We start from the raw sequence: 21,817 nt of genomic DNA on the forward strand, positions 1-21,817 counted from the left end.
TACTACTTTCAATCTTTAGTATTAAGTTTTCTTTACAGTAAAATAGGCACCAATCGGTGCCTATTTTCGTTTGCTCTAAAACTGCTCTGTGATTTCAAGTAATTTAAAGAGCATCTTAGCTGTTTCTGCTCTTGTAGCCGTTTGCTTTGGTAAGAAACTATTATTTGGTGTCCCATTGATAATCCCTAAACCGCAAGTTTCCTTAACGCTATCTTGTGCCCATAGGGCTATACTACTAGCATCTTTAAATTCCAATTCTATTTCACTACTTGAGTTTTCTTTCATCAAATAATTATACGTTCTTGCAATAAGTACAGCCATTTCTTCTCTTGTAATCTTTTGATTTGGTTTAAAGCTATTGTCATTATACCCTGTCATTAAACCTAATTCCTTAAGCTCACTGACATAACCTGCATACCAGCTATCTCCCTGAACATCTTTGAAGCTATTTTGGATATTTGTACCTTTAAGATTTAAGGCCCTGCCCAACATAGCTGCCATTTCAGCTCTTGTAACAGCGGCACTGCCATCAAACTGTTTATCTGTTTTACCTTGTAAAATATGCCTTGCAGCAAGTACTTCAATATATGTTTTCGCCCAGTGCGTGCTGCCGATATCTGTAAAGCTCTTTTCATAAACCATTAGAACATAATTTCCTGTTTGTGTGACTGTAAAGCTTATCTTATCTCCTTTTAATTTACCACCTACATACTCTAAGTTGCCAGATGCATCTACATAATAAGCCCCTAACTTTCTACTATCACTGATTTGTGCCAGTTCTTCTTTTGTAAGTGTAACTGTTACTGTAATAGGTTCTTTTGTAACCTCTGCAGTTTGTACTTTTCCAACTTGTATATATCCTTCTGGGCTTATGATATTTTGTGGTGCTTTATTTGTATCCTCTGAGGGTTTTGTCGTTGGTGTTGTACCACCCGAACTACTTCCGCTTGAAGTAGTATCATCTGAACTACCTGAGTTACTTTGAATTTCCCCTGTTAAGACAACAGTTCCCCCCTCTTTAGCAGCTGGTAATTTGGCTGTAACCATGCCATCTTTTGTAACTGTATACGTTTGTGCACTATAGGCATCTTTTACTATACTTCCAACTTTAAATGGTACTTTCAGTGTAATCTCCTTGCTCTCGCTAGTTTGATTAACTGCAATTACAACTGCTTCGTTTTGATAAGCTCTTGTAAAGGCAATAAAGCCTTCTGCATCACTACCTGCAATTTTTTCTCGGTTACCTTTTGCAAAAATCTTAGAATACTCTTTTCGGATATTCAATACTTTTTGATAGTGGGCCAAAATATCATTTTCAGCTGTTGCAAGCTGCCAATTCATATCGTATCGATTATCATACTGAGGATAATTGTTAGCACCACTTAAACCTAGTTCTTCACCATAATAAATAACAGGCTGTCCTTTTGATGTTGCTTGAAGTGTAATGGCATTTTTAAGACCACCTACATTATCTTTGCCAATTATATATAAGAAACCATCTTCATCATGGCTACCTAAGAAGTTACCATAAGTTGCACTACTACTGCCCTTTTCATTTAAAGACTCTAAAGCTGTTTCTGCACTCTCCAAATTTCCCTTTACAAAACTCTTTGCAATCTCTTTAAAGTCAAAGTTTAATACACCATCAGCAAGGCTATTATTTAAATACGCATCTAATTCACTACTTGAATACCATGCCTCTAAAATATATTTAAAATCTGGTTTTACTTTAGTTGCTGCTATTTTAAGTGCCTGTAATGTTGCTTTATCTACATGCTTTGCTGTATCGATTCTAAAGAAATCAATGGTATTGCCTTTATCGGTTTTACATTTTTCAATCCAAGCTGTTTGCCAGCTTAAAACTGTATTACGAATAGCTGGGTCTTCTGTAATAAAATCTGGAAGCCCTGACACTTCACCAGTAACTGTATCTGTACTACCATCTGTTCTAAACATACCAGCAAATCTTAATTGATCTGCAAGACTTGGAAAATTAGGATCAGTACCTGTTTCTCCTTCTTTTAAGCCATAGCCAGCGTGATTAATAACCACGTCTACCATAATTTTTATACCCTTATCATGGGCTGCATCAATAAGTTCTTTTAAATCTTCTAAAGAACCAAAGTGTGGATTAAGCTTTTCGAAATCTTTTGCCCAATAGCCATGATAAGCATAATAACAATTGGCACTATCGCCTATATTTTGACCAATCTGATCAACAATTGGTGAAATCCAAATTGTATTAATGCCTAAGTCCTTTAAATAATCAAGTTTTTGCGTAATTCCTTTAAAGTCACCACCATGATAACTACCTGATGCTGTTTTATCATAACCGATACCTAACGGATCATCATTACTGCTATCACCATTATTAAAACGGTCTGTAAGCATAAAGTAAATCACAGCTTCATCCCAATCAAAGTCTTCTGTTTTAGTAGCTGTTGTAACCTCTACTTCTGCCTCTGTCTTATACACATTCCCATATATATCATATACCTTAACAGGGATATTTTTTATACCTGCTGTAATGTCATCATTTACTGACAGTGCGATAGATTTCAGTGTTGGATCAATACTTACACTATTACTACAACCAAGTGCAGATAAATCTGCAATAATTTTCTTTATTTCAACATCTTCTTTAGCTGCTGCTGTTACTTCTAAGACACTGCTTTCTCTGTAGTTAAATAGACTTGGATTTGTCTTAGCTGTTACTGTTAAATCATACTTTTGATAAGTTATAACAGATTTGTTATTTTCTACTCTTGGATTATTTGTATCTAGACTAAAACTTGTGCTGCCATCCTTATATGTTATATGATAGCAATAATAATAGTTTCCCACTTCTAAGCCTTTATAACTATAGCTAAATCTTTCATTATCACTGTCATAAATCATATCATATAACACATTATTGATTTCAATCTGCACTTTTTCAATAGTGTCCATTGTACCTGCTTTAAATAATGCATTATTACGATAATAGAACGTAATATTATCCTCTTCTGGATTAATTACAGGTGCTGTAGCAGCTTTTAATGTTTCTATATCTTGAACCATTTCATAAATTCTTACCTTTGTAATGGTTTGATCCACCTCTGTATAAATATAACGATCTGTTGTTATATCTTGCTTACAATTGCTCCAATCTGTGCCTTTTCGTACAATGAATCCTACGCCTTGTGTATCAGGACCAATCTCAATATAAGCAAATGCCTTGCCATCTTTAATCGTTGTAAAGTCAACTTGACCATCATTAGCCCCTGTACTCCACGTCCATAAGTTCCAATCTGTGTAATCTTGATCTGCTCTGATATATTCAACTACAACATATCGCGTTTCATAAGGCTTTACATAAACAGCATACTGCGCAGTTACTTCACCAGCTGTCGCTGTAATTGTTGCTTGCCCCTCACGAATACCTGTTATTTTACCATATGCATCTACTGTCGCAACAGATAAATCACTAGATTCCCACTTTACTTTTGCATCTAGCATTTCTTTTTTAAATTGGTCATATACAAGGGCACTGAGCTGTAATGTCTTAGATTCATAAACATATGTTTTGCTGCCTGTAATTTGAATATCACTTGGAATGAGTTTATCAACCACTTGTACTTTAAGTGTTGCCACAGCCTTACCACATGTCAATATTACTTCCGCTGTCCCTTCAGCTTTTGCAGTCAGCCTGCCACTTGCAGAAACACTTACAACATCTTCATTTTTTGAAGTAAAACTTACTTTTTGATTTGAAAGTGTTGCACCATTTTGGTCTTTTACAGTAACTTTTAAAAGCTTACTTGTATTTACTGCCATACCAATATTTTCTTCTTCTAAACTAATAATTGTAGGCTCTGGACTATAACTTGTAGCTTCATCATAAAGTACCATCATAGAAAGCGGCGCTACTTCTACAGCACTTGCGTTCTCTAACGTTTGCAAAACGCTTGTTCCTGCTTTTGTATCATTTACAACAACATTCCAATTAGCTGTATTTGGTAATGATACTACTTGTTCACTATTATTGGCATTATAAATCACCACAATGTTCTTCCAACTATCACCATTTGCATAATTTTTCAAAGTAAATGCCACAATATTATTTTCCTGTATATAAGCTTCAAAGTTTTTACTAACCTCACTATTTGTTGCCATTCTAAAGGCTGGATGTGCTTTTCTAAGGGCAATTAGACCTTGATAATAATCAAAGACTGGGCTAAAAGCATCCCTATTTTCCCATCTAATTTGATTAATTTCATCACTACTCTTATAGCTATTTGAATCACCATATTTTGTACGGAGCATTTCTTCGCCTGCATGCATAAATGAAATACCTTGTGAGGTAAAGACAATACCATTTGCAAGTAAATCACGTTTCACCGATTCATTTGCCAAAAGATTTTCCTTATCAAGATGTCCATATGGATCCTTTGTATCTAAATGCATTGTTGTTAAAATTTTATCCCATAAGTTTAAGTTATCATGAGCTGTTACATAAGTTACCATCTCTGTAGGATTAGTCGCAATCGTATGAATAGCACCTTGTACGCCTTCTACAATATCTTTTTCTTGTCCTGTACTACCTGTTGCAAACCCTGCACCATCATTATCACTATCACCTTTTATAGCACTTCTGATATTATCATTAAACACACCAAAATCTGTTCCTTTTTGAGAACCTTTTAATGTTTGAGACTCAGAAGCTAAACCACTACTGCCACCTGTCCAAGGTTCACCATAAATAATAATATTAGGATTTACTTCTTCTTTAAGCTCTTTTGTAATTTGTTTCATAGTCTCTGTATCAATAAGTCCCATTAAATCAAAGCGGAAACCATCCATGCCATATTCTTTAGCCCAATATTTTACAGAGTCCTTAATAAATTTACGTACCATCGGTCTTTCAGATGCCACTTCATTGCCACAACCTGAACCATTTGTATACTCTCCATTATCATTACTACGGTAATAGTAGCCTGGTACAACCTTTTCAAAAGGTCCTGTAGTGATATCGTATGTGTGATTATATACCACATCCATAATCACTCCAATGCCAGCATCATGAAGTGCCTTAATCATAGCTTTTGCTTCTATAATACGACAAGTTGGATTCTGTGGATCCGTTGCATAAGATCCTTCTGGTACATTATAATTTTGTGGATCATAACCCCAGTTATAACTGTCTATTTTTTCTTCATCTACTGTAGCATAATCATAAATTGGTTGTAATTGCACATGTGTGATACCAAGTTCCTTTAAGTGATCTATCCCTATAGGCTTGCCATCCTTTGTCTTTAGACCAGCTTTTGTAAAAGCTAAATACTTACCTTCATATCCATCAAAATCGTTGCCAGTTTCACTAGACATATCCCTTACATGAAGTTCATACACAATAGCATCCGTTGCATTTGTAAGTTTAGGACCATCATCTGGCTCAAATCCTTCAGGATTCGTTGCCTCTAAATCTATAATAGCTGTTTTACCACCATTAACAGAAACTGCTTTTACATAAGGATCTACAACATAATTTGTCGTACCATCTGCAAAAGAAATCGCATACGCATAATACTTACCTTTTAAGTCATCATTTACAGTTAGGCACCATACCCCACTACTTAAACGTGTCATAGCTGTTTCTATACATTGTTCTTGATCTGGCATGTCATAAATCAATAGCTTTACATCAGTTGCTGTAGGTGCCCATAATTTAAAGGTACTTTGTTCTTTACTATAAGTAAGTCCTAAATCATCACCTGCATAATAATACTGCGTATCATCTAAAATACCACGCATCGTTACATCAGCTGCTTTAAATGTTGGACTTTCTACCGTATAGACACTTTGTACATCAATTGCTGTTCCGTCTGTAATAGTTAGTTTAATCCGTGTGTCTGTTATATGAGTTGTCTTTATTGGAATGGTTTTGCCTGCTTTATCCTTTAATGTTAACTCATCTAAGTTAGAAAGGGGTGCAGATAAATTCACTAAGACATCTTTTTGACTATCCATAAAAGCATTTTTTACATGTGCTGTAAGATCTGGTTTTGTATAATAAATATTCGAATCACCTTGTACCAACCATACTTCTACTTCTTTCTGACCTGTTGGCATTTGAATAGTACGGTCTGTTGCAATATCCTTTTCTGCCCAATCTCCTTTTTTAACAATAAAAAGAATCTCTTTTGATTCTGTTTGGTAACTACACTGATTATATCCTGCAATAAGCCCTTCATTAAACGTATAGGTAGCGCCATCTTTTTCCTTTTCCCAAATCCATAAACCCCAATCCGTATAATCTTCATTAGGTCTTACATAATTAATTTTATATGTATACAGTTCTTTAGAAACTGTTACAAGTAGCGTACCTATGTGTCCCCCCGCTGAAATATCTATTGAAATACTTGTTTCCTGACATTCACTAGAAACATTTAACGTCTTTCCAACTAGCGTTACATTTTGTATACTTGCTGGTAAGCTATAACTTGCGGATACAGACTCCGTTGTACCATCTTCTTTTAAGATAGCCACTTCATCTGGTAAAGTATAACTCTTGCCTACTTCTGCTGTTAGGGTTTGATGTAGAATCCCTGGTACAAAACATTTAGAATTCCCATCACTTGTCCCCTCTGCATTAAAGCTATTATCCCAATTACTTGCATTAGGTTTAAATTTATAATCATAACTCCCTGGTGGAATAGCTGCCTCAGTCGTATAGGTGAAAAGGTTACCATTTTTTATCATAACCTTCTGCTGTGCATCCCACCCAGTTAAACTACCTACGTAATATAATGTATCCCCACTATAAATTACATTGAAGGTAATCGTTCCATCAGCATTTATCACATATTTTGAAAACGATTCCGATAAAACGTTTATTTTCAAGTCTGTACTTACATTATTATAAGTTCCCTTAACAATTACCTGATTTCCTATAAAGTCATCTGTAATACTTAGTGTGCCATTTTCTAATGATACACCATTCATTTGGGCCGCTAAAGTATAAGCAATCTTAGAAGCTTCTACTGTCTCTTCTTTTTGATTTGCTTCATCATAATAAGTAGCACCCGGAAGTTCTAAGCTTTCACCTTTTACAACACTTAAGTCACTAACGTTGATTACTAGTGCCTCACGATAAACCGCATGATTAGGATCATCTTCCCAATGAGCCTGGCCATTTGCTTCGCTATAAGTCACAAACTTATACGCATTTTTGTTATTCTTAAGCATTGGAAATTCATCTGTACTTAAAGTAATCTGCCATAAATCATTTTCCTGCTTATCTAAAGCAACTGCTTTATTACCATCCTTATCATCAGGTCCTGGATTCCAACCATTAAAAGTTCCTGCCAAATACACCTTATAAGCATTTGGTGTGGTAAAGCTAAATGTTACACCCTCTTGTGAAATGATTGGTTTTCCAGCACCTGTTGCGGCTTGCAGTAAAAAACCAGTAGGACCTAAACCAGTTAATACGCTTAAAGCCATACAGAATGCTACAAAGCACGTCACCCACTTTTTCCTTCTTAAATCCATTCTTAAAATCCCCCCTTTAGTATTAGAAACGTTACCAGTAACGTTTTTTATATAAGGAGAAAAACTAAGTGTTTTTATTAACACCTTTTTCCTCCTAATATTTGTTTATATAATACATTAATATTTTATACTTTTCAATAATTTTATTTATTTTTTATAAATTACATAAAAGTCTTTTCGATTTTATATAAATTTAGCCCATAAAAAAGTGCTGAACTAAAAAATATCTAGTTCAGCACAAATAGCAGAGAGGATATTAAAATGAAATATATTTATTTCATCTATTGAGGTCTAACAGTCTTTATTTCTCCAAGTGTAATTGTTCCATCAAGTGCTACGAAGATACTTACTGTTACAATATCTACAAAGCAAGTTGGTCCAGGGACTGTTGTTTTAGCAATAAATAAATAGTTTCTTCCTGCTACCACTTGTGTAGAAACATATAAAGGTTCATATAAAACGCCTATAAGTCCTCTAATAGCCTGTTCAAATATAGCACTATCTTGTCTATTAGGTCTTCTAAATGAACTCCAACTACCTGGTGTTGTTCCTGTACATTCGCTTTCTTCTGGTGAATAATATGATGGCTTTCTACAAGTACAATGTTGTGCTACATATTCTGAATATCCTTTTCTACAAGAACATGCCATATACATTCCTCCTTTAAATTTTAAGCACTCCTCTCTTCATTTATAAGATATGACAAGTCTGGACAAATAGTGTCATAATTACTCTAAAAACTTATACACCAGAAATATAAAGTTCATCTTCATCATAGTAATAATAGCCAATCTGACTTGTACCACTATAAACATAAACCTGTATATCCTCATAATCTGTTTCACGATAAATACGTTTTGCAAAGTCCTTTAAATAACTTTTCAAATCACTATCTTTATTATAACCTGTATTTGAATTCAATGCTGTTTTCATATCATCTGTTAAATCCAAATACACATTCAACTTAATACGCTCTTTACTTTCATTCACATCAGCTGTTTTGTTGCTAATAGTGACACTACCACTATAATCATCGATTGTAATACTTGTAAGGCCGCTTAAAGTCCTTAACACATCTGATTCTGTCACATCTTCACTATCATAATCATCATCTGAACTGCATGTTAATTTATCTTTCTTAGAATAGTCAAAGTAATATTTCGTTGAATTATTGCCTGTGTATTTAATAGTCCCTTCAATGGCAATGTTATCATGACGATCTCTTACTGTTTCACAAACTTCTTCTACAAACTCTTTAATTTCTTTATTAGAAAGTCTACCAAACTCACGATTTTCTGAACTTGAGTCATATGTAATATTAACCCTTAATCGGCTAGATGAAAGCCTTACTGTAAAATCAAATTCGATATCGTCAAAGTAATCCTCATATTCCTTCACCAGAGCCTTAGCCGTTGCTGTTAATTCTGTTCCTAAGATATCCGTGCCTTCCGTTTGTTCATATGTGTCACGTATTGTACTACTTGAGCTTGTCGTAGTACTCGTTGACCCTTTCAGTGCTTCAATTTCTTTTTTTAAAGATGCAATTTCATAATCTTTGGCTTGCAACTCCATTTGTTCACTTAAATTAGTTGTACTTGTCCCATTAACTGTAAGTGTATTACTCCCTGTATTCCAGCTTAAATCCATGCCTAATGCATTCGCAAAACTTCTTGCTTGTACATAAGTTCTACCATCAATCATAATAACAGCATTATCTAAAGATTTCTGTACGCCGTTATAATAGAATATTGGTGTATAATATTGTACATTTTTATTATATGTTGCTGCTTGAATTGGCATACTACATAGTAATGCACAAAGTAGTACTTGGACGACACCTGTTTTTCCCCTCATTTATCTCGCTCCTTTATAAATATAATAACAAAATATTCTAAATTATTATAACATATATAAAACACCTTGTTCAATATAATTACATCTTCTTCTTCCTTTCGGCTATCCTATCTCCTAACTATTTTAATACACACTATTAAAACACTAAAAAAGATAAAAATAGTACCTTAAATCACATACTCAAAAATCGGCACTCCTAAGTATATTAGGTGTGCCGATTTTTAATTACATATATCTTCTGATTTATATGTAAGACCATATGATATATAAGTATGAATAACCACCATAATATTAGGATCACTTAGAACTTCAAAGCCAGAAAAACCATTCCGATCACCATAACAGCTCTGCCTTCTGCATCTCCGTCACTCCACTCATTACTGCACCTACGATTCTTGGCCATTCCTTCCTTCAAAAAATTAATAGCCTCCATAATCTTTAAATCTTTCTGCGATTTGTATCCACAGTACGGCTAATTCTTATAGACTAAATATTATTTTTATACTGATTATAGGCAAAAGATTATTTTTGCAATAAAAACGGTAATATCCATTTGTGTAGCACTAAAATTAAGTTTGTAAATTTAGAGGCTCTAACGCTTGAAAATACGTTAGAGACTTTATTTTTATTTGTAAGCATCATATCAAGCACGCCTACTTTATTTACTAATCTTTGAGTATACTGTCCTTAAAGTATTTTTAAGGAGATAGTATGCTTTTGAGCTCACGAAAGATTACAACAAAACAAGAATGTTTTGATCTCGTTTCCTGCTTTCTTAAAAGTGGGCAATCTCACATGGCCAAGAAAATGGCATCAAACCAAATACTCTCTATCGCTGGAGAATGGAATACAAAACTATGCAGCAAGATGTTTGTTTTGTACCACTTGAATCTAAATCATCTAAACGTGTTCATCCAGTACATAAAGAAGAAACTATAAATAATGTTTTGATCGAATTCGGTCCTTGTAAAGTTCATGTACCAGAACATAAAAGAAAAAAATCAAAAAGAGGTTCTAAATTCGATACACTTTCTGTGGAAACGATTGAATACAAGCTTTCAGAAGAAGAAAAAGTATGTGCCACTTGTGGTTCACCTTTGACGGAAATGAAAAAAGAGATAAGAAAAGAATTGGTCATTATACCAGCAGAGGTAAAAGTCATTGAACATATTACTTATGTATATAGTTGTAGAAATTGTGATAAAGAAGGAACAGGAATTTAAGCGTTATGATATTCACCTAACCAAACAAGACCTTTCAAACTGGACTTTAAAAGGTGCCGCACTATTAAAGCCACTTTTTGAAGAACTCAAACAAGAACTTCTTACGAATGAGTTACTTCATGCAGATGAAACCACTGTTGAAGTACTTAATGATCCAGGAAGAAAAGCGACTTCTAAATCTTACGAATGGCTTTATAGGACCACTAAGAATGCTGAAAGACCAGTGATCATTTATGATTATCAAGTAGGTCGAAGTGGTGAATATGTGAAGACATTCTTAAAGGACTGGAAAGGAACCTATCTTCACTGTGATGGATATAGTGGCTATAAAAAGCTTGAAAACGTTACATTATGTGGCTGCTTAGTTCATGCTAAACGAAATTTCCACAAGGCATGGCAGGCATGTCAGAATAATGAAGACGCTAGGAAAGGTGAAGCTTATATCCAGGAGCTTTTTACAATAGAAAGTGAAGCTGATAAGTTAAATTATATAGCTGAAAAAAGACTTGAACTTCGACAAAAGAAGTCAAAAAAGAAGTTAGATGAGTTTTATACTTGGGTAGATGAGGTCAATTCAAAAACTTTGCCACAAAGTTTATTGGGGTGTATGAAAAAATCTCTGTAAATTGCTTTCTATGATAATTATATGAGGGCAGAATGGCATACTTGACCATTTCTGCCGTGGCTATAATATAGCCTGTAGAAAATAGGCATGTCAAGGGCACCCTCGTAAGAGGGTGTTTATTTTACCCTTGATATCCTATTTTGGGAAGGCTACAGAGGGAGTCTCCCTTCAAACATAATACTCAGTTCACCGTATACTTTGCCCCAATTTCTAAGAGGCATGGACCACTTTTTAGTCGCCTCAAAGGTAGCCAAGTATAATGCTTTAAGTAAAGCTGTATCACTTGGAAATACACTTCTTTGATGATTTAGTTTACGGTAAGTGCTGTTAAGGCTTTCTATAGCATTAGTCGTATAAATAACTTTTCTCACATCAGCAGAAAACTTAAAAATCGGACTAATTACATCCCAGTTGATTTCCCAGCTTTTCATTGCATGTGGATATTGCTCAGACCATTTTTCCGTTACTTCTTGCATCATTTGATAGCCTTGTTCTTCACTAACGGCATGATAGATTTTCTTTAAGTCTGTTGCAAATGCCTTTTTATCTTTCTCAGAAACGTACTTTAAGGTATTTCTAACTTGATGCACAATACAACGTTGATATTCTGTATTTGGAAAAGCTACGTTAATGGATTCCTTGATCCCTGAAAGACCATCTGCACATAAAACTAAGATATCATTAACACCTCTATTTTTTAACTCATTGAGTACACCAAGCCAATATTTACTGCTTTCATTTTGACCTACTTGAATGCTCAGCACTTCTTTATGCCCATCCATTGTAATCCCAAGGATTACGTAAGCTGCTAACTTACGAATTACATGATTATCCTTCACTGAAAAATGTACAGCATCAATAAATACAATAGGATACACAGATGCAAGAGGGCGATGTTGCCAATCTTCAATTTCAGGTAAAAGTTTATCTGTTACATCCGATACAAAACCTTCACTTACTTCAAATCCATATATCTCTTCAATTTGATCTGAAATCTGCCTGGTTGTAAGACCTTTTGCATACATAGCAATAATCTTTTCATCTATTTGTGAGATATCCTTTTGTCTTTTACGAACAATTTGAGGTTCAAATGAGCTTTCACGATCTTGAGGTACATCAAGTTTAACTTCACCATAATGACTTCGCACTGTCTTAGATTTATATCCATTACGTGAATTAGTATTCTCAGAACGTTGATAATTCTCATAACTAAGGTGATGATCCATTTCCGTTTCCATCATTTCTTTAATGGTCTCACCAAGTAAATCTTTAAGTGCATCTTGAATGTCTTGATCACTCTTAATGTTATACTCATTAATTAGTCCTGTTATAATATTTTTCTTACCCTCACTTAATCTTTCTCTTTTTCTTCTTCCCATAAAAAACAGCCTCCTATGAATTTATTTTATCATAGAAAGCTGTGTTAGGATTTTAATTTACAGACTTTTCTTCACATCCTCAATAAGGGCTATTTCTCCCATGTATTTGGATCCATTATCTATTTCTAAAATATTTTTTAATGCATCCATATTTTCTTTTGCAAAAAATCTACAACCTCTTCATTTTTAAATGTAAATTCAATATCTCTAATTAGCTTACCTCTAAAATATACAGGTTTCACCACGTGGATTTTTTCGTTTACACTATATTTGATAGGTGCAGTAAAGACTTCTTCAGTAGGAATATTGGGTGTAAAAATCGTTCCTAATCTTGACTTTACTGTTGCACCTATCCAAACATGATTTTTAGGTAATTCAAGAGTAAAATTTGTACCAAGCGAATTACTAAATTCTAAATACCTTATCTTTAGGAAATTCAAATAATCAGTCATTTTAGTAAGAGCGTCCCTATGTGCATTCCAGATTTCAAGAGAATTATCTTTATCCAAACGATTAATATTTATAAAAATATCACATAGATTTTTATAAGCCTCCGAAGTTGATAAATCAGGAAACATTTTAGTAGCCCAGGTTTCAGATGGTAAATCAATCATAACCCATTGCAGCATGAATTTATTAATAAGATCTCGATGATTAAATAAAAACTTATTATTAGCTTTCTTAGAAAGATTTAATTTATTGCTTGAAATATCACTAAACATAAGGGAATTAGCACTATTTATTCCAATATAACAAGTATTTTTACTGTCTAGTTCATCAAAAAAAGCAACTCGCCAGTTTGGTATTTTACTAAGAACATCATCAGTACAATGCAAATATTTATAATATGAGATAAAATCATCTTCTATAAACTTCTCATAAATATCACTCATATTTAAGTTATTTTTCTTAAAATAGTATTTCTGTAATGCAATGTCTATAAGTACATCAATTTCTGGTGTTACATTTCTTCCTATTACTGGATTACCATCTTTATCTGGATTACGTGGACGCCCTACTTTGTTATTACCTAAATCTCTACTTTTCCCTCTTCCTCCACATTTCTCATATCTTGTTGCAAAAGCATCATCCCGCATTCCTTTTTGCATATATGTTGAAAATATACGTTTTATTTTATGTCTTTTTATCCCGGAAGCTGCAACAATTTTTTTCAAGGCTTCATTCTGATTGGTAGGTTCTAATAAATCGATTTCATACGTTTTCCAGTACCGATTCACTACCTGCCATTTTTCATCTATCTTAGCCTGTACCTTTTCACTTTCTTCTCTCATCGGTATACAGTCTAAATAAGGGTCAACTATTAATTTTATAACTTCTCTAAATACTTCATCTATAAAACTACTAAGTTTATATCTTACAGGCATTGCTTGATCCTTTTCTAGTTCTATAAAATATATAGCATCTATCTCTTGGCTCCACTTTAACACTCTGATTTTTAGTCCCTTATATTGACCTTCTATATATTCATACACACAATTAGGCATTAATACGTTATCCATCAGCAATACTCCTCTTCATACTTTACCCTATTAAGTGTTACAGGAATAACTTTACTTACATCTATCTCTTCTCTTAAATTAATCTTAATAATATTATTTGCAACTAAATATTTAAATAAATTTAAGCATGTATACGCTTCTAATCCTGCATCCTGATCTAATTGATGACATATATCTCGCATACTTTTGCCCTTTTTATAAATTCTGCTACAAGTTCTTTAGTCTGATTTGGTAACCAATCTGGTAGTCCTATTCTATCTATGAAATAATAGTCATATATGTTGTCTATATTCTTACATATAATAGGTTCTAATTCTTCTTCTGTAATAATTCCCCAATCATAACCATTACGTTCGCACCATACCCTCTCTATCTCAAATTTTTCAAGTACTCTTCGATTTACTAAATCGTTTTTCAGTTTAAATTCTCGTATTACTCTATCAGAAGATCCTTGATGATTCTTTACTAAAAGATAAAAATCTGGAACTAATGGCTCATATTTTTTAGTTGTTGGATGACTTGGGTGTTTAATACCTAGTTCTTCTGCAATAACAAGTGTCTCATCTAACGGTAACACAAATTGCTCTAACGGATCTGATATTATACTATTTGATAACTCAAAAATCATACTGCAAATCGATTCCTTATCCGACAGTGTTGTATGTATACGATTTGCCTCTATACCATTTTTACGCAATACTCTTCCTTTAGACGGAATATCTTGCACTGTATAGTAAGGCACATAGTCATCCCCTCTTCCTTGACATCTCCCTTGTTCTATTTTTTGTTCATAATCAGCTTTACTTCTTCTTTTACCCATAAAAAATACTCCTTGTAAAATATTGTTTTTTGAACTAATGTCCAATAAACAGTATTTCACAAAGAGTGCTATTTTATACAAACTTTATTCTAATTCTACATTTGAATATTACCGTTTTTATTAATTACTCTACAGTAACTGATTTCGCTAAGTTTCTTGGTTTATCAACATCATTACCTCTTGCAATTGATACATAATAAGAGATAAGTTGTGTTGGAATTACAGAAAGTACTGGCATTAATAAGTCTTCTGCACCTGGAATATAGATGACATCATCTGCTACTTTTGCAACTTCTGTATCACCTTCTTGTGTAATAGCAATTACGAAAGCACCTCTTGCTTTTACTTCTTTAATGTTAGAAATCATTTTTTCCTCTAATGTTTTTTGTGTCACAATGCAAAGAACTGGTGTGCCTTCTTCAATAAGTGCGATTGGACCATGTTTAAGCTCTCCAGCTGCAAATGCTTCTGTATAGATATAAGAAATTTCTTTTAATTTAAGTGCTGCTTCTCTAGCTGTTGTAAAGTCAACACCACGCCCTAAGTAGAATGCATTATTTGTATCCTTCATATCATGTGAGCACTGTTCAATTATTTCTTTATTTGCTAAGATTGCTTCTACTTTTGGTGCTAATGCTTCAATATTTTTAATGAGCTCATGATATCTTTCTAATGTTACTGTTCCTTTTTTATAAGCAAAATCTAAAGCGATCATATAGAATGCAATCATTTGTGCTGTATAAGCTTTTGTAGAAGCTACAGCAATTTCCGGCCCTGCCCATGTATAGAATACATCATGTGCTTCTCTGGCTACTGATGAACCTACCACATTAGTAATCGCAAGAACTCTTGCACCTTTTGATTTAGCAAGCTTCATAGCTGCCAATGTGTCTGCTGTTTCACCTGATTGAGAAACAACGATAAGCATTGTGTGCTCGTCAATAAATGGATTACTATATCTAAATTCTGATGCAATATCTACTTCTACTGGTACTTTTGCAATCTGTTCAATTGCAAATTTACCTACAAGCCCTGCATGATAAGCTGTACCACATGCTACAATATACATTTTTGTAATACCATCTAAGTCTTCTCTTGTAAGCTTGATATCATCTAGGTGAATCATACCTTCATCATCAAGTCTTCTTAAAAGTGTATCACGAATAGCTTGAGGCTGGTCATAAATTTCTTTCATCATGAAATGATCAAATCCACCTTTTGATGCAGCTTCAATATCCCATTCTACTGTTTTAAGCTCTTTTTCAACTACATTATTATTACCATCATAAATTGTGAGCACACCATCTTTAACATGAATCATTTCATCATTTTCCAAGTAATAAACATTACGTGTATACTTTAAGATAGCTGGTACATCAGATGCAATGAAATATTCTCCTTCACCTACACCTACAATAAGTGGACTTTCTTTGCGTACTGCAATAAGCTCATTTGGATGCTTTGCTGAAACGACACCAAGTGCATATGCACCTCTAAATACACTAACTGCTTTACGTACTGCTTCAAGTAAATCACCTTCATAGTATTTATCAATAAGATGTACAGCCACTTCTGTATCTGTTTCAGATTTAAAATGATAGCCTTCTGCTGTAAGCATTTCACGAAGTTGCATATAGTTCTCAATAATACCATTGTGAACAACTGCAAGTGTTTCTGCTTCATTTAAATGTGGATGTGAATTGACATCTGATGGCGCACCATGTGTTGCCCATCTTGTATGCCCAATTCCTACTGAACCTGCTATTGGATTTGCCGCTAAAATTTCTTCAAGACCTGCTAAACGTCCTTGTTTTTTAGCCCAACTAATCTTTTCACCGCCATTTACAATAGCAATACCTGCTGAGTCATATCCTCTGTACTCAAGTTTTGATAACCCATCTATGATGATTTCTGATGCTTGTTTGTTGCCGATATAACCTACGATTCCGCACATAGTTATATACCTCCTGATATTTTCAATTTTTAAGGTGCTAAAAATCTTAAAGCTTATACTTTAAAAATTTTTAAATCAGGGAAATTCACGATAAGCCTGTTGTCCTAAAAATCACTTTTTAGTTTTGTGAGCTTATTAAGGTTGTGATGCCTCTAGAGTATCCGCCGAATTTTCGATAACTCTAGTCCTCGTCAACTTGAAATATTCTCATCAAGTTCTGGCGCTTGCTTGTTTCTATTTCCCATTTGCTTATTATAGCATATTTTTTTCTGAATGCTAGTGCAAATTTTTAAGTCGGTATTTTTTATTGTTTTTTTAATTTTCTTTAAATGGTTAAAAAAGAGAACTCCTTTCTTAAAACCTTTAATTTTGCAAGATTTTTTCGAGTCCTCTTTTTATAATTTTATTGTATGCAATCAAATTCTTTTTGTTGCATAACTCATTTAATTATTTTTTAGGAAGCCAATTTTTAACTGTATCTTTAATAGCTTCTTTAAGTTGTGCACCTTGTTCATTAGTAAGTTCTCCTGATTTAACAGCCTCATTAATGACTCTGCAGTATTCCTTAAGTACACGTTTTTTAAATTTACGAACAGAAATATTTTCTGCCTTTAAAACATCTTCAAGTTTTTTACCTTGTTTAATATATGCAGCAAGTTCTTGTTCATCTACACCACAACTTGCAAGTGTTGCCTGAATAACTTTGAAATTATCAAGTGCAAATGGTTTTGGCTTATTTGGACATTCAGGTTTTTTATTTGGGCAGGTACTTGGTTTATTTGGGCAAGTACTTGGCTTTGGTGCTACTGGTGTGCCTGGCTTTGTACTTGGTGTTTGACTTGGCACTACTGGTTTTGGTGCTACTGGTGTACTTGGTTTTGTACTTGGTGTTTGGCTTGGCACTACTGGTTTCGTAACTGGTGGTTTTGGTGTACCTGGTGTTTGACTTGGTACTACTGGTTTTGCAACCGGTGGTTTTGGTGCTATTGGTGTACTTGGCGTAGCTGGTGCTTTACTTGGTGCCACCGGTGTACTTGGTGCAGCTGGTGCTTTACTTGGTGCCAACGGTGTACTTGGTGCAGCTGGTGCTTTGCTTGGTGCTACTGGAGTACTTGGCTTAGCCGGTGCTTTCCCTGGCGCACCTGTTGAAGGTGTTGATGAGGTTGTTGGTTCTGGCTTAGGTGTACCCTTTCGTGTGACATTTGCTGCTCCAAATATTGTACTTCCCGCCATACATACAAGTAATAAACCTGCTATACTTTGAGTCAATCTGCGTTTCATGATGTTCCTCCTTAAAATCTTTCTATATATATAGATTGTGGAAATTCTTTGATAATATACTGTCAAAATTAGGTACTTAAATTTTTTTAATGTATATTTTACCCATAAATGGACATATTAATTTTAGCCTATCTCTTTTATATTTTAGGTGTGTTTGGAGGTATAAGTATGGTAAAACATTTACTTTGTACAAACTGCGGGTATGATATGGTAGGTGCCGAATATATTGCAAATACTGTAGAGTCTTCTTTAGCTATAGATGGACCTATGTACAGCAATAACACCTTACTCGAACTCAATACAAAGCCCTATAACCAGATTGTTTGTCCTTACTGTAAGAGTGTAGGTAATTGGACAACCTAAAAAACAAGCAGTGCCACTCATTTGCTGAGTTACACTGCTTATTTTTCTTTCCTTTATTCACCCTCAAGCCATAACTTTTCATGCTTCAAACTTCATTATTTGCTTTTCCCATCTCACTTCACCTGATATCCCACAATCAACGTATCATACTTATTTTCTGTTGTATAACGAATTCCTTTTCCCAATGTACTACTAAGATTTGCAACTACCTTATCTGTTTGCCACTTATTTGAATTTAAATTTAATAATACTAGTGTGCCATTTGTCATTTTCTCACTTTTAATTTTACTTAGTGTACTACTTAATTCATTCATACTTTGTACCTTGTAAAGCCCTTTCGTTTGAAATGGTGCAAATGGTCCACAATATGTATTTTGAGAAGTTGATGGATATAGAGTATGATCCCATTGATGAGACTTTTCCATAAAACTATCTAATTCATTAAAATAACTTGGAAGCACACCAATTGTATTTTCATCTTGATCTGCCCATGTTAAATCTACATGATAATAGTCATCCTCAAGCTTTACAAGATTCCACGCATGGTCCTCTCCAGCTGCAGTTCCCATTATAATTTTATTAGGAATACCTACTATATTTAAACTATACATTAAACTTTTTGCATAGCCATCACATACAGCTTTGCCATCTACTATACCGCCCCATAGTGTATGCGATAAAGGTGTCGCATGAGTAATATAAGTTCCATTCACTAGTTTCCTTGAATATGTAATTCCTTCCATAAGCCCATTAAATAGTGCCTCCTCTCGTTCAAATGTATTCATATCATTTTTAATCTCGTTCTGAATAAGATTTTCAATAGCTATAAAAGCCTTTTCATCATAAATCAGCATATTTTCAGCTGATTTAATAGGATATTTTAACTTAACTGTTACTGTAGGGTTATTATTACCAATCTGTTCAATAGTTCCTCCTGTATAAGTTAACGCCGGATAAGTTAACATTAAATCTTGGATATGATCTTGAATAAGCTTTTGCATGGTATTAATCGTAAAATTTCCGTACTCGAAATTTAATACCACTTGTTCCTCATGGTTTTCTAAAGCATATTTTAAAATTTCATCTAATGCTCCTTCATTTTTAACTTCCCATTTATCTTGCTTAGCTGCTTTACTAATTGTAAAAGTCTGAATCTGGACACCCTGACTTGCCTCAATACAAATATAATACTTGCCAGGTAATGTAACCTTTGCACCATTTTTTACCGGCATTGCAAAGCTCCCATCTCTACTTATCGTTGCCTTGGCACCTGTAAAGTTAACTATATAGCTTATGCCTTGATCTCCTAGCTGCGTAATGTGTACGCTCCCTTTAGCATACACATTGCCTAAACTACAACACATGATAAAGCTAAATAGGATACATTTTATAGCTTTTCTTAACATAGACCTCGTCCCCTTTTCACTTTTACAGCAGTACAATTATCAGAATTTTTAACTTATTACTAATATAACACAAAATAAAAAATCGGCTCAAGCCCTTTTAGACTTTTACCGATTTTATTGTTAATCGTTATACTTATTAAACAGCTTGTACTTCTTTTTGATTTGCTACTTCTAACATATGTTCTTCAATAGCTACGATACTTTGTTCAACGCCCCAGAAGAAATATTTTTCTCCTATCTGCTCTACAAGACCACCACGTGACATCATTTCTTTAACTTTAGGTTGTACCCCTACAAATAATACTTTTGTGCCTTGTACTCTTAAGGCCATGCTCATTTCTAAAAGCATTTGTACTCCTGTTGTGTCAATAAGTGGGACCCCACGCATAGATAAAATCATATAATGTAAATTGTCTAGATTTTCTATTTCCTGTGAAATCTTTTCAGTTGTTGCAAAGAAAATTGGACCTGATAAATAAATAACTTTCGTACGACGATGATGATATTGTACACTGATTCCATTTGCTGTAAGTTTATCTACATCAATATCACTTAAATTAATTTCAATATCTGCAATACGTACAACAAATAAAACAACTGAGACAAGTACACCTACTAAAATTGCTGTTGTCAGATCAAATAATACAGTACAAATCATTGTAATTAAAAATTGTGCAATAGCTGTCTTGAGCTTTTTGGTAAATATATACTGTATACTTTCCCATTCATTCATACGCCATGCTGTTACCATTAAAACACCAGCTAAAGCTGCAAGTGGAATCTGTGACATTACGCCACCTAATAAAAACATAGAAGCTAAAAGTCCCACAGCATGAAAAATACCTGTAAGTCTTGTTTCTGCACCTGATTTAATTGCAACACTTGTACGTGCAATAGCAGCGGTAGAAGGAACGCCTCCAAAGAATGGTATTAACATATTTCCTATTCCCTGTGCTACAAGTTCACGGTCCGCATTAAGCTTTTCATTTTTCATACGTCCAGCAGATGCCCCACATAATAAACTTTCAATCATTCCTAATGCAGCAATACTAATTGCTGGGACAATGAATGGCGTTAGGCTTTGCTCTCCAAGTGTTCTAAGTCCAAGCCTTGTTTCTGGAAGTAATGTTTTAGGAATATTTCCCACTACCGCTACATCCAACTTAAATCCCATACTAATAGCTAATGCAATAATAATTCCCACAAGAGAAGAAGGGACCTTAGCATTCCACTTTTTGGGCCAAATTATCATAGTTAAAACAACAATCCCACCTAACAATACGGCTGATGCATTAGGAGAGAATCCTAAGTGCCCATAAGAAATTAGCTTCTGAACTGCACTACTTCCTTCTGAAGTAACGCCAAAGAAATTATCAACTTGTCCTAATGCAATAATAATTGCAATACCTGATGTAAATCCTGTAATAACTGGTGCTGGAATTAGGGTTACTAATTTACCTACTTTTAAAATACCTGCTATAAATAAAATAACTCCCGCAAGAAGTGTGGCAATAAATACGCCCTTCATTTCATATTGATGAACTAACCCTATTAAAATAGCTGTCATGGCACCTGTTGGTCCTGAAATCTGATAAGATGCTCCTGATAAGGTACTCATTATAAATCCTGATAAAATAGCTGTAATTAGCCCTGCTGCTGCATCTGCACCACTACTTACTCCAAATGCAAGGGCTAAAGGTAGTGCAACAGCTGTTACTGTAAGCCCGGCCAAGAGATCTTTAGAAAATCTTTTTCCATTATAACCTGCAAACTCATTTTTCATGTCTAAAATATACTGCTTAATCATGATTCTCCCACCTTATTTAATTTTTCCTTTAAAACGTTTTTTATTATACGCC

Annotated in this window: 14 protein-coding genes; 3 read left to right on the top strand and 11 right to left on the bottom strand. The window is 34.1% G+C overall.

The features are described 5' to 3' along the window. Positions 1–75: 75 nt before the first annotated feature. The 3 genes from pulA to AC1VAQ_RS14580 all read right to left on the bottom strand — a co-directional run bounded on the left by pulA (position 76) and on the right by AC1VAQ_RS14580 (position 9,387). A complete protein-coding gene (gene pulA / locus AC1VAQ_RS14570) occupies positions 76–7,617 on the bottom strand; it encodes a type I pullulanase (RefSeq protein WP_479904074.1) in 7,542 nt (2,513 codons plus the stop codon). A 197-nt stretch (positions 7,618–7,814) separates the two neighbouring features. After that, positions 7,815–8,183, bottom strand: a complete 369-nt coding sequence (locus AC1VAQ_RS14575; protein WP_302597584.1) for a hypothetical protein — start codon at positions 8,181–8,183, stop codon at positions 7,815–7,817. 91 nt (positions 8,184–8,274) lie between these two features. Continuing rightward, the gene (locus tag AC1VAQ_RS14580) at positions 8,275–9,387 is read right to left on the bottom strand and encodes a stalk domain-containing protein (RefSeq protein WP_302597587.1); all 1,113 of its coding nucleotides are present in this window, start codon (positions 9,385–9,387) and stop codon (positions 8,275–8,277) included. Between the two features lie 842 nt (positions 9,388–10,229). Between AC1VAQ_RS14580 and AC1VAQ_RS14585 the strand changes: the two genes are divergently transcribed. Beyond that, a complete protein-coding gene (locus AC1VAQ_RS14585; protein WP_302597589.1) occupies positions 10,230–10,610 on the top strand; it encodes an IS66 family transposase zinc-finger binding domain-containing protein in 381 nt (126 codons plus the stop codon). Then, entirely contained in the window at positions 10,564–11,235 is a 672-nt protein-coding gene (locus tag AC1VAQ_RS14590) for an IS66 family transposase (RefSeq protein ID WP_479904075.1), read from the top strand. The genes AC1VAQ_RS14585 and AC1VAQ_RS14590 overlap by 47 nt, the downstream gene beginning before the upstream one ends. Before the next feature lie 149 nt (positions 11,236–11,384). On the opposite strand, the gene AC1VAQ_RS14595 is transcribed toward AC1VAQ_RS14590, so the two are convergent. From AC1VAQ_RS14595 to AC1VAQ_RS14620, 6 genes are all read right to left on the bottom strand, one after another. After that, the gene (locus AC1VAQ_RS14595) at positions 11,385–12,614 is read right to left on the bottom strand and encodes an IS256 family transposase (RefSeq protein ID WP_479904076.1); all 1,230 of its coding nucleotides are present in this window, start codon (positions 12,612–12,614) and stop codon (positions 11,385–11,387) included. A 137-nt stretch (positions 12,615–12,751) separates the two neighbouring features. Beyond that, the gene (locus tag AC1VAQ_RS14600; protein ID WP_302599562.1) at positions 12,752–14,134 is read right to left on the bottom strand and encodes an aminopeptidase; all 1,383 of its coding nucleotides are present in this window, start codon (positions 14,132–14,134) and stop codon (positions 12,752–12,754) included. Further along, positions 14,134–14,316, bottom strand: coding sequence for a TnsA endonuclease C-terminal domain-containing protein (locus AC1VAQ_RS14605; protein ID WP_302599561.1), 183 nt, complete (start codon positions 14,314–14,316; stop codon positions 14,134–14,136). Before AC1VAQ_RS14605 ends, AC1VAQ_RS14600 begins: the two co-directional genes overlap by 1 nt. After that, complete coding sequence (locus AC1VAQ_RS14610; protein ID WP_302599560.1) at positions 14,292–14,954, bottom strand: TnsA endonuclease N-terminal domain-containing protein; 663 nt, start codon at positions 14,952–14,954, stop codon at positions 14,292–14,294. The genes AC1VAQ_RS14605 and AC1VAQ_RS14610 overlap by 25 nt, the downstream gene beginning before the upstream one ends. 124 nt (positions 14,955–15,078) lie before the next feature. Further along, positions 15,079–16,908 (bottom strand): glutamine--fructose-6-phosphate transaminase (isomerizing), encoded by a 1,830-nt coding sequence (gene glmS, locus AC1VAQ_RS14615; protein WP_302599559.1) that lies wholly within the window; start codon positions 16,906–16,908, stop codon positions 15,079–15,081. A 447-nt stretch (positions 16,909–17,355) separates the two neighbouring features. Further along, the gene (locus AC1VAQ_RS14620; RefSeq protein WP_479904077.1) at positions 17,356–18,189 is read right to left on the bottom strand and encodes a hypothetical protein; all 834 of its coding nucleotides are present in this window, start codon (positions 18,187–18,189) and stop codon (positions 17,356–17,358) included. Positions 18,190–18,357: 168 nt separating this feature from the next. Here AC1VAQ_RS14620 and AC1VAQ_RS14625 point away from each other — a divergent pair, with 168 nt between their 5' ends. Beyond that, on the top strand, positions 18,358–18,552 hold the full coding sequence (locus AC1VAQ_RS14625) for a hypothetical protein (protein ID WP_302599556.1): 195 nt from the start codon (positions 18,358–18,360) through the stop codon (positions 18,550–18,552). Between the two features lie 113 nt (positions 18,553–18,665). Here the strand turns inward: AC1VAQ_RS14625 and AC1VAQ_RS14630 are convergent, their stop codons facing one another. Continuing rightward, positions 18,666–19,958 (bottom strand): transglutaminase domain-containing protein, encoded by a 1,293-nt coding sequence (locus AC1VAQ_RS14630; protein WP_302599555.1) that lies wholly within the window; start codon positions 19,956–19,958, stop codon positions 18,666–18,668. A 136-nt stretch (positions 19,959–20,094) separates the two neighbouring features. Continuing rightward, positions 20,095–21,765, bottom strand: a complete 1,671-nt coding sequence (locus tag AC1VAQ_RS14635; protein ID WP_302599554.1) for a SulP family inorganic anion transporter — start codon at positions 21,763–21,765, stop codon at positions 20,095–20,097. Positions 21,766–21,817 lie beyond the last annotated feature (52 nt).

This window comes from Cellulosilyticum sp. (genome assembly GCF_982396655.1).

Bases quoted from the DNA above. Each gene is read 5' to 3' on its own strand.
- glmS (WP_302599559.1), bottom strand. From the start codon at position 16,908: ATGTGCGGAATCGTAGGTTATATCGGCAACAAACAAGCATCAGAAATC.
- AC1VAQ_RS14605 (WP_302599561.1), bottom strand. From the start codon at position 14,316: ATGCGAGATATATGTCATCAATTAGATCAGGATGCAGGATTAGAAGCG.
- AC1VAQ_RS14610 (WP_302599560.1), bottom strand. From the start codon at position 14,954: ATGGGTAAAAGAAGAAGTAAAGCTGATTATGAACAAAAAATAGAACAA.
- AC1VAQ_RS14635 (WP_302599554.1), bottom strand. From the start codon at position 21,765: ATGATTAAGCAGTATATTTTAGACATGAAAAATGAGTTTGCAGGTTAT.
- AC1VAQ_RS14625 (WP_302599556.1), top strand. From the start codon at position 18,358: ATGGTAAAACATTTACTTTGTACAAACTGCGGGTATGATATGGTAGGT.
- AC1VAQ_RS14585 (WP_302597589.1), top strand. From the start codon at position 10,230: ATGGAATACAAAACTATGCAGCAAGATGTTTGTTTTGTACCACTTGAA.
- AC1VAQ_RS14575 (WP_302597584.1), bottom strand. From the start codon at position 8,183: ATGGCATGTTCTTGTAGAAAAGGATATTCAGAATATGTAGCACAACAT.
- AC1VAQ_RS14590 (WP_479904075.1), top strand. From the start codon at position 10,564: ATGTATATAGTTGTAGAAATTGTGATAAAGAAGGAACAGGAATTTAAG.
- AC1VAQ_RS14620 (WP_479904077.1), bottom strand. From the start codon at position 18,189: ATGAAACGCAGATTGACTCAAAGTATAGCAGGTTTATTACTTGTATGT.
- AC1VAQ_RS14580 (WP_302597587.1), bottom strand. From the start codon at position 9,387: ATGAGGGGAAAAACAGGTGTCGTCCAAGTACTACTTTGTGCATTACTA.
- AC1VAQ_RS14630 (WP_302599555.1), bottom strand. From the start codon at position 19,958: ATGTTAAGAAAAGCTATAAAATGTATCCTATTTAGCTTTATCATGTGT.
- AC1VAQ_RS14595 (WP_479904076.1), bottom strand. From the start codon at position 12,614: ATGGGAAGAAGAAAAAGAGAAAGATTAAGTGAGGGTAAGAAAAATATT.
- AC1VAQ_RS14600 (WP_302599562.1), bottom strand. From the start codon at position 14,134: ATGGATAACGTATTAATGCCTAATTGTGTGTATGAATATATAGAAGGT.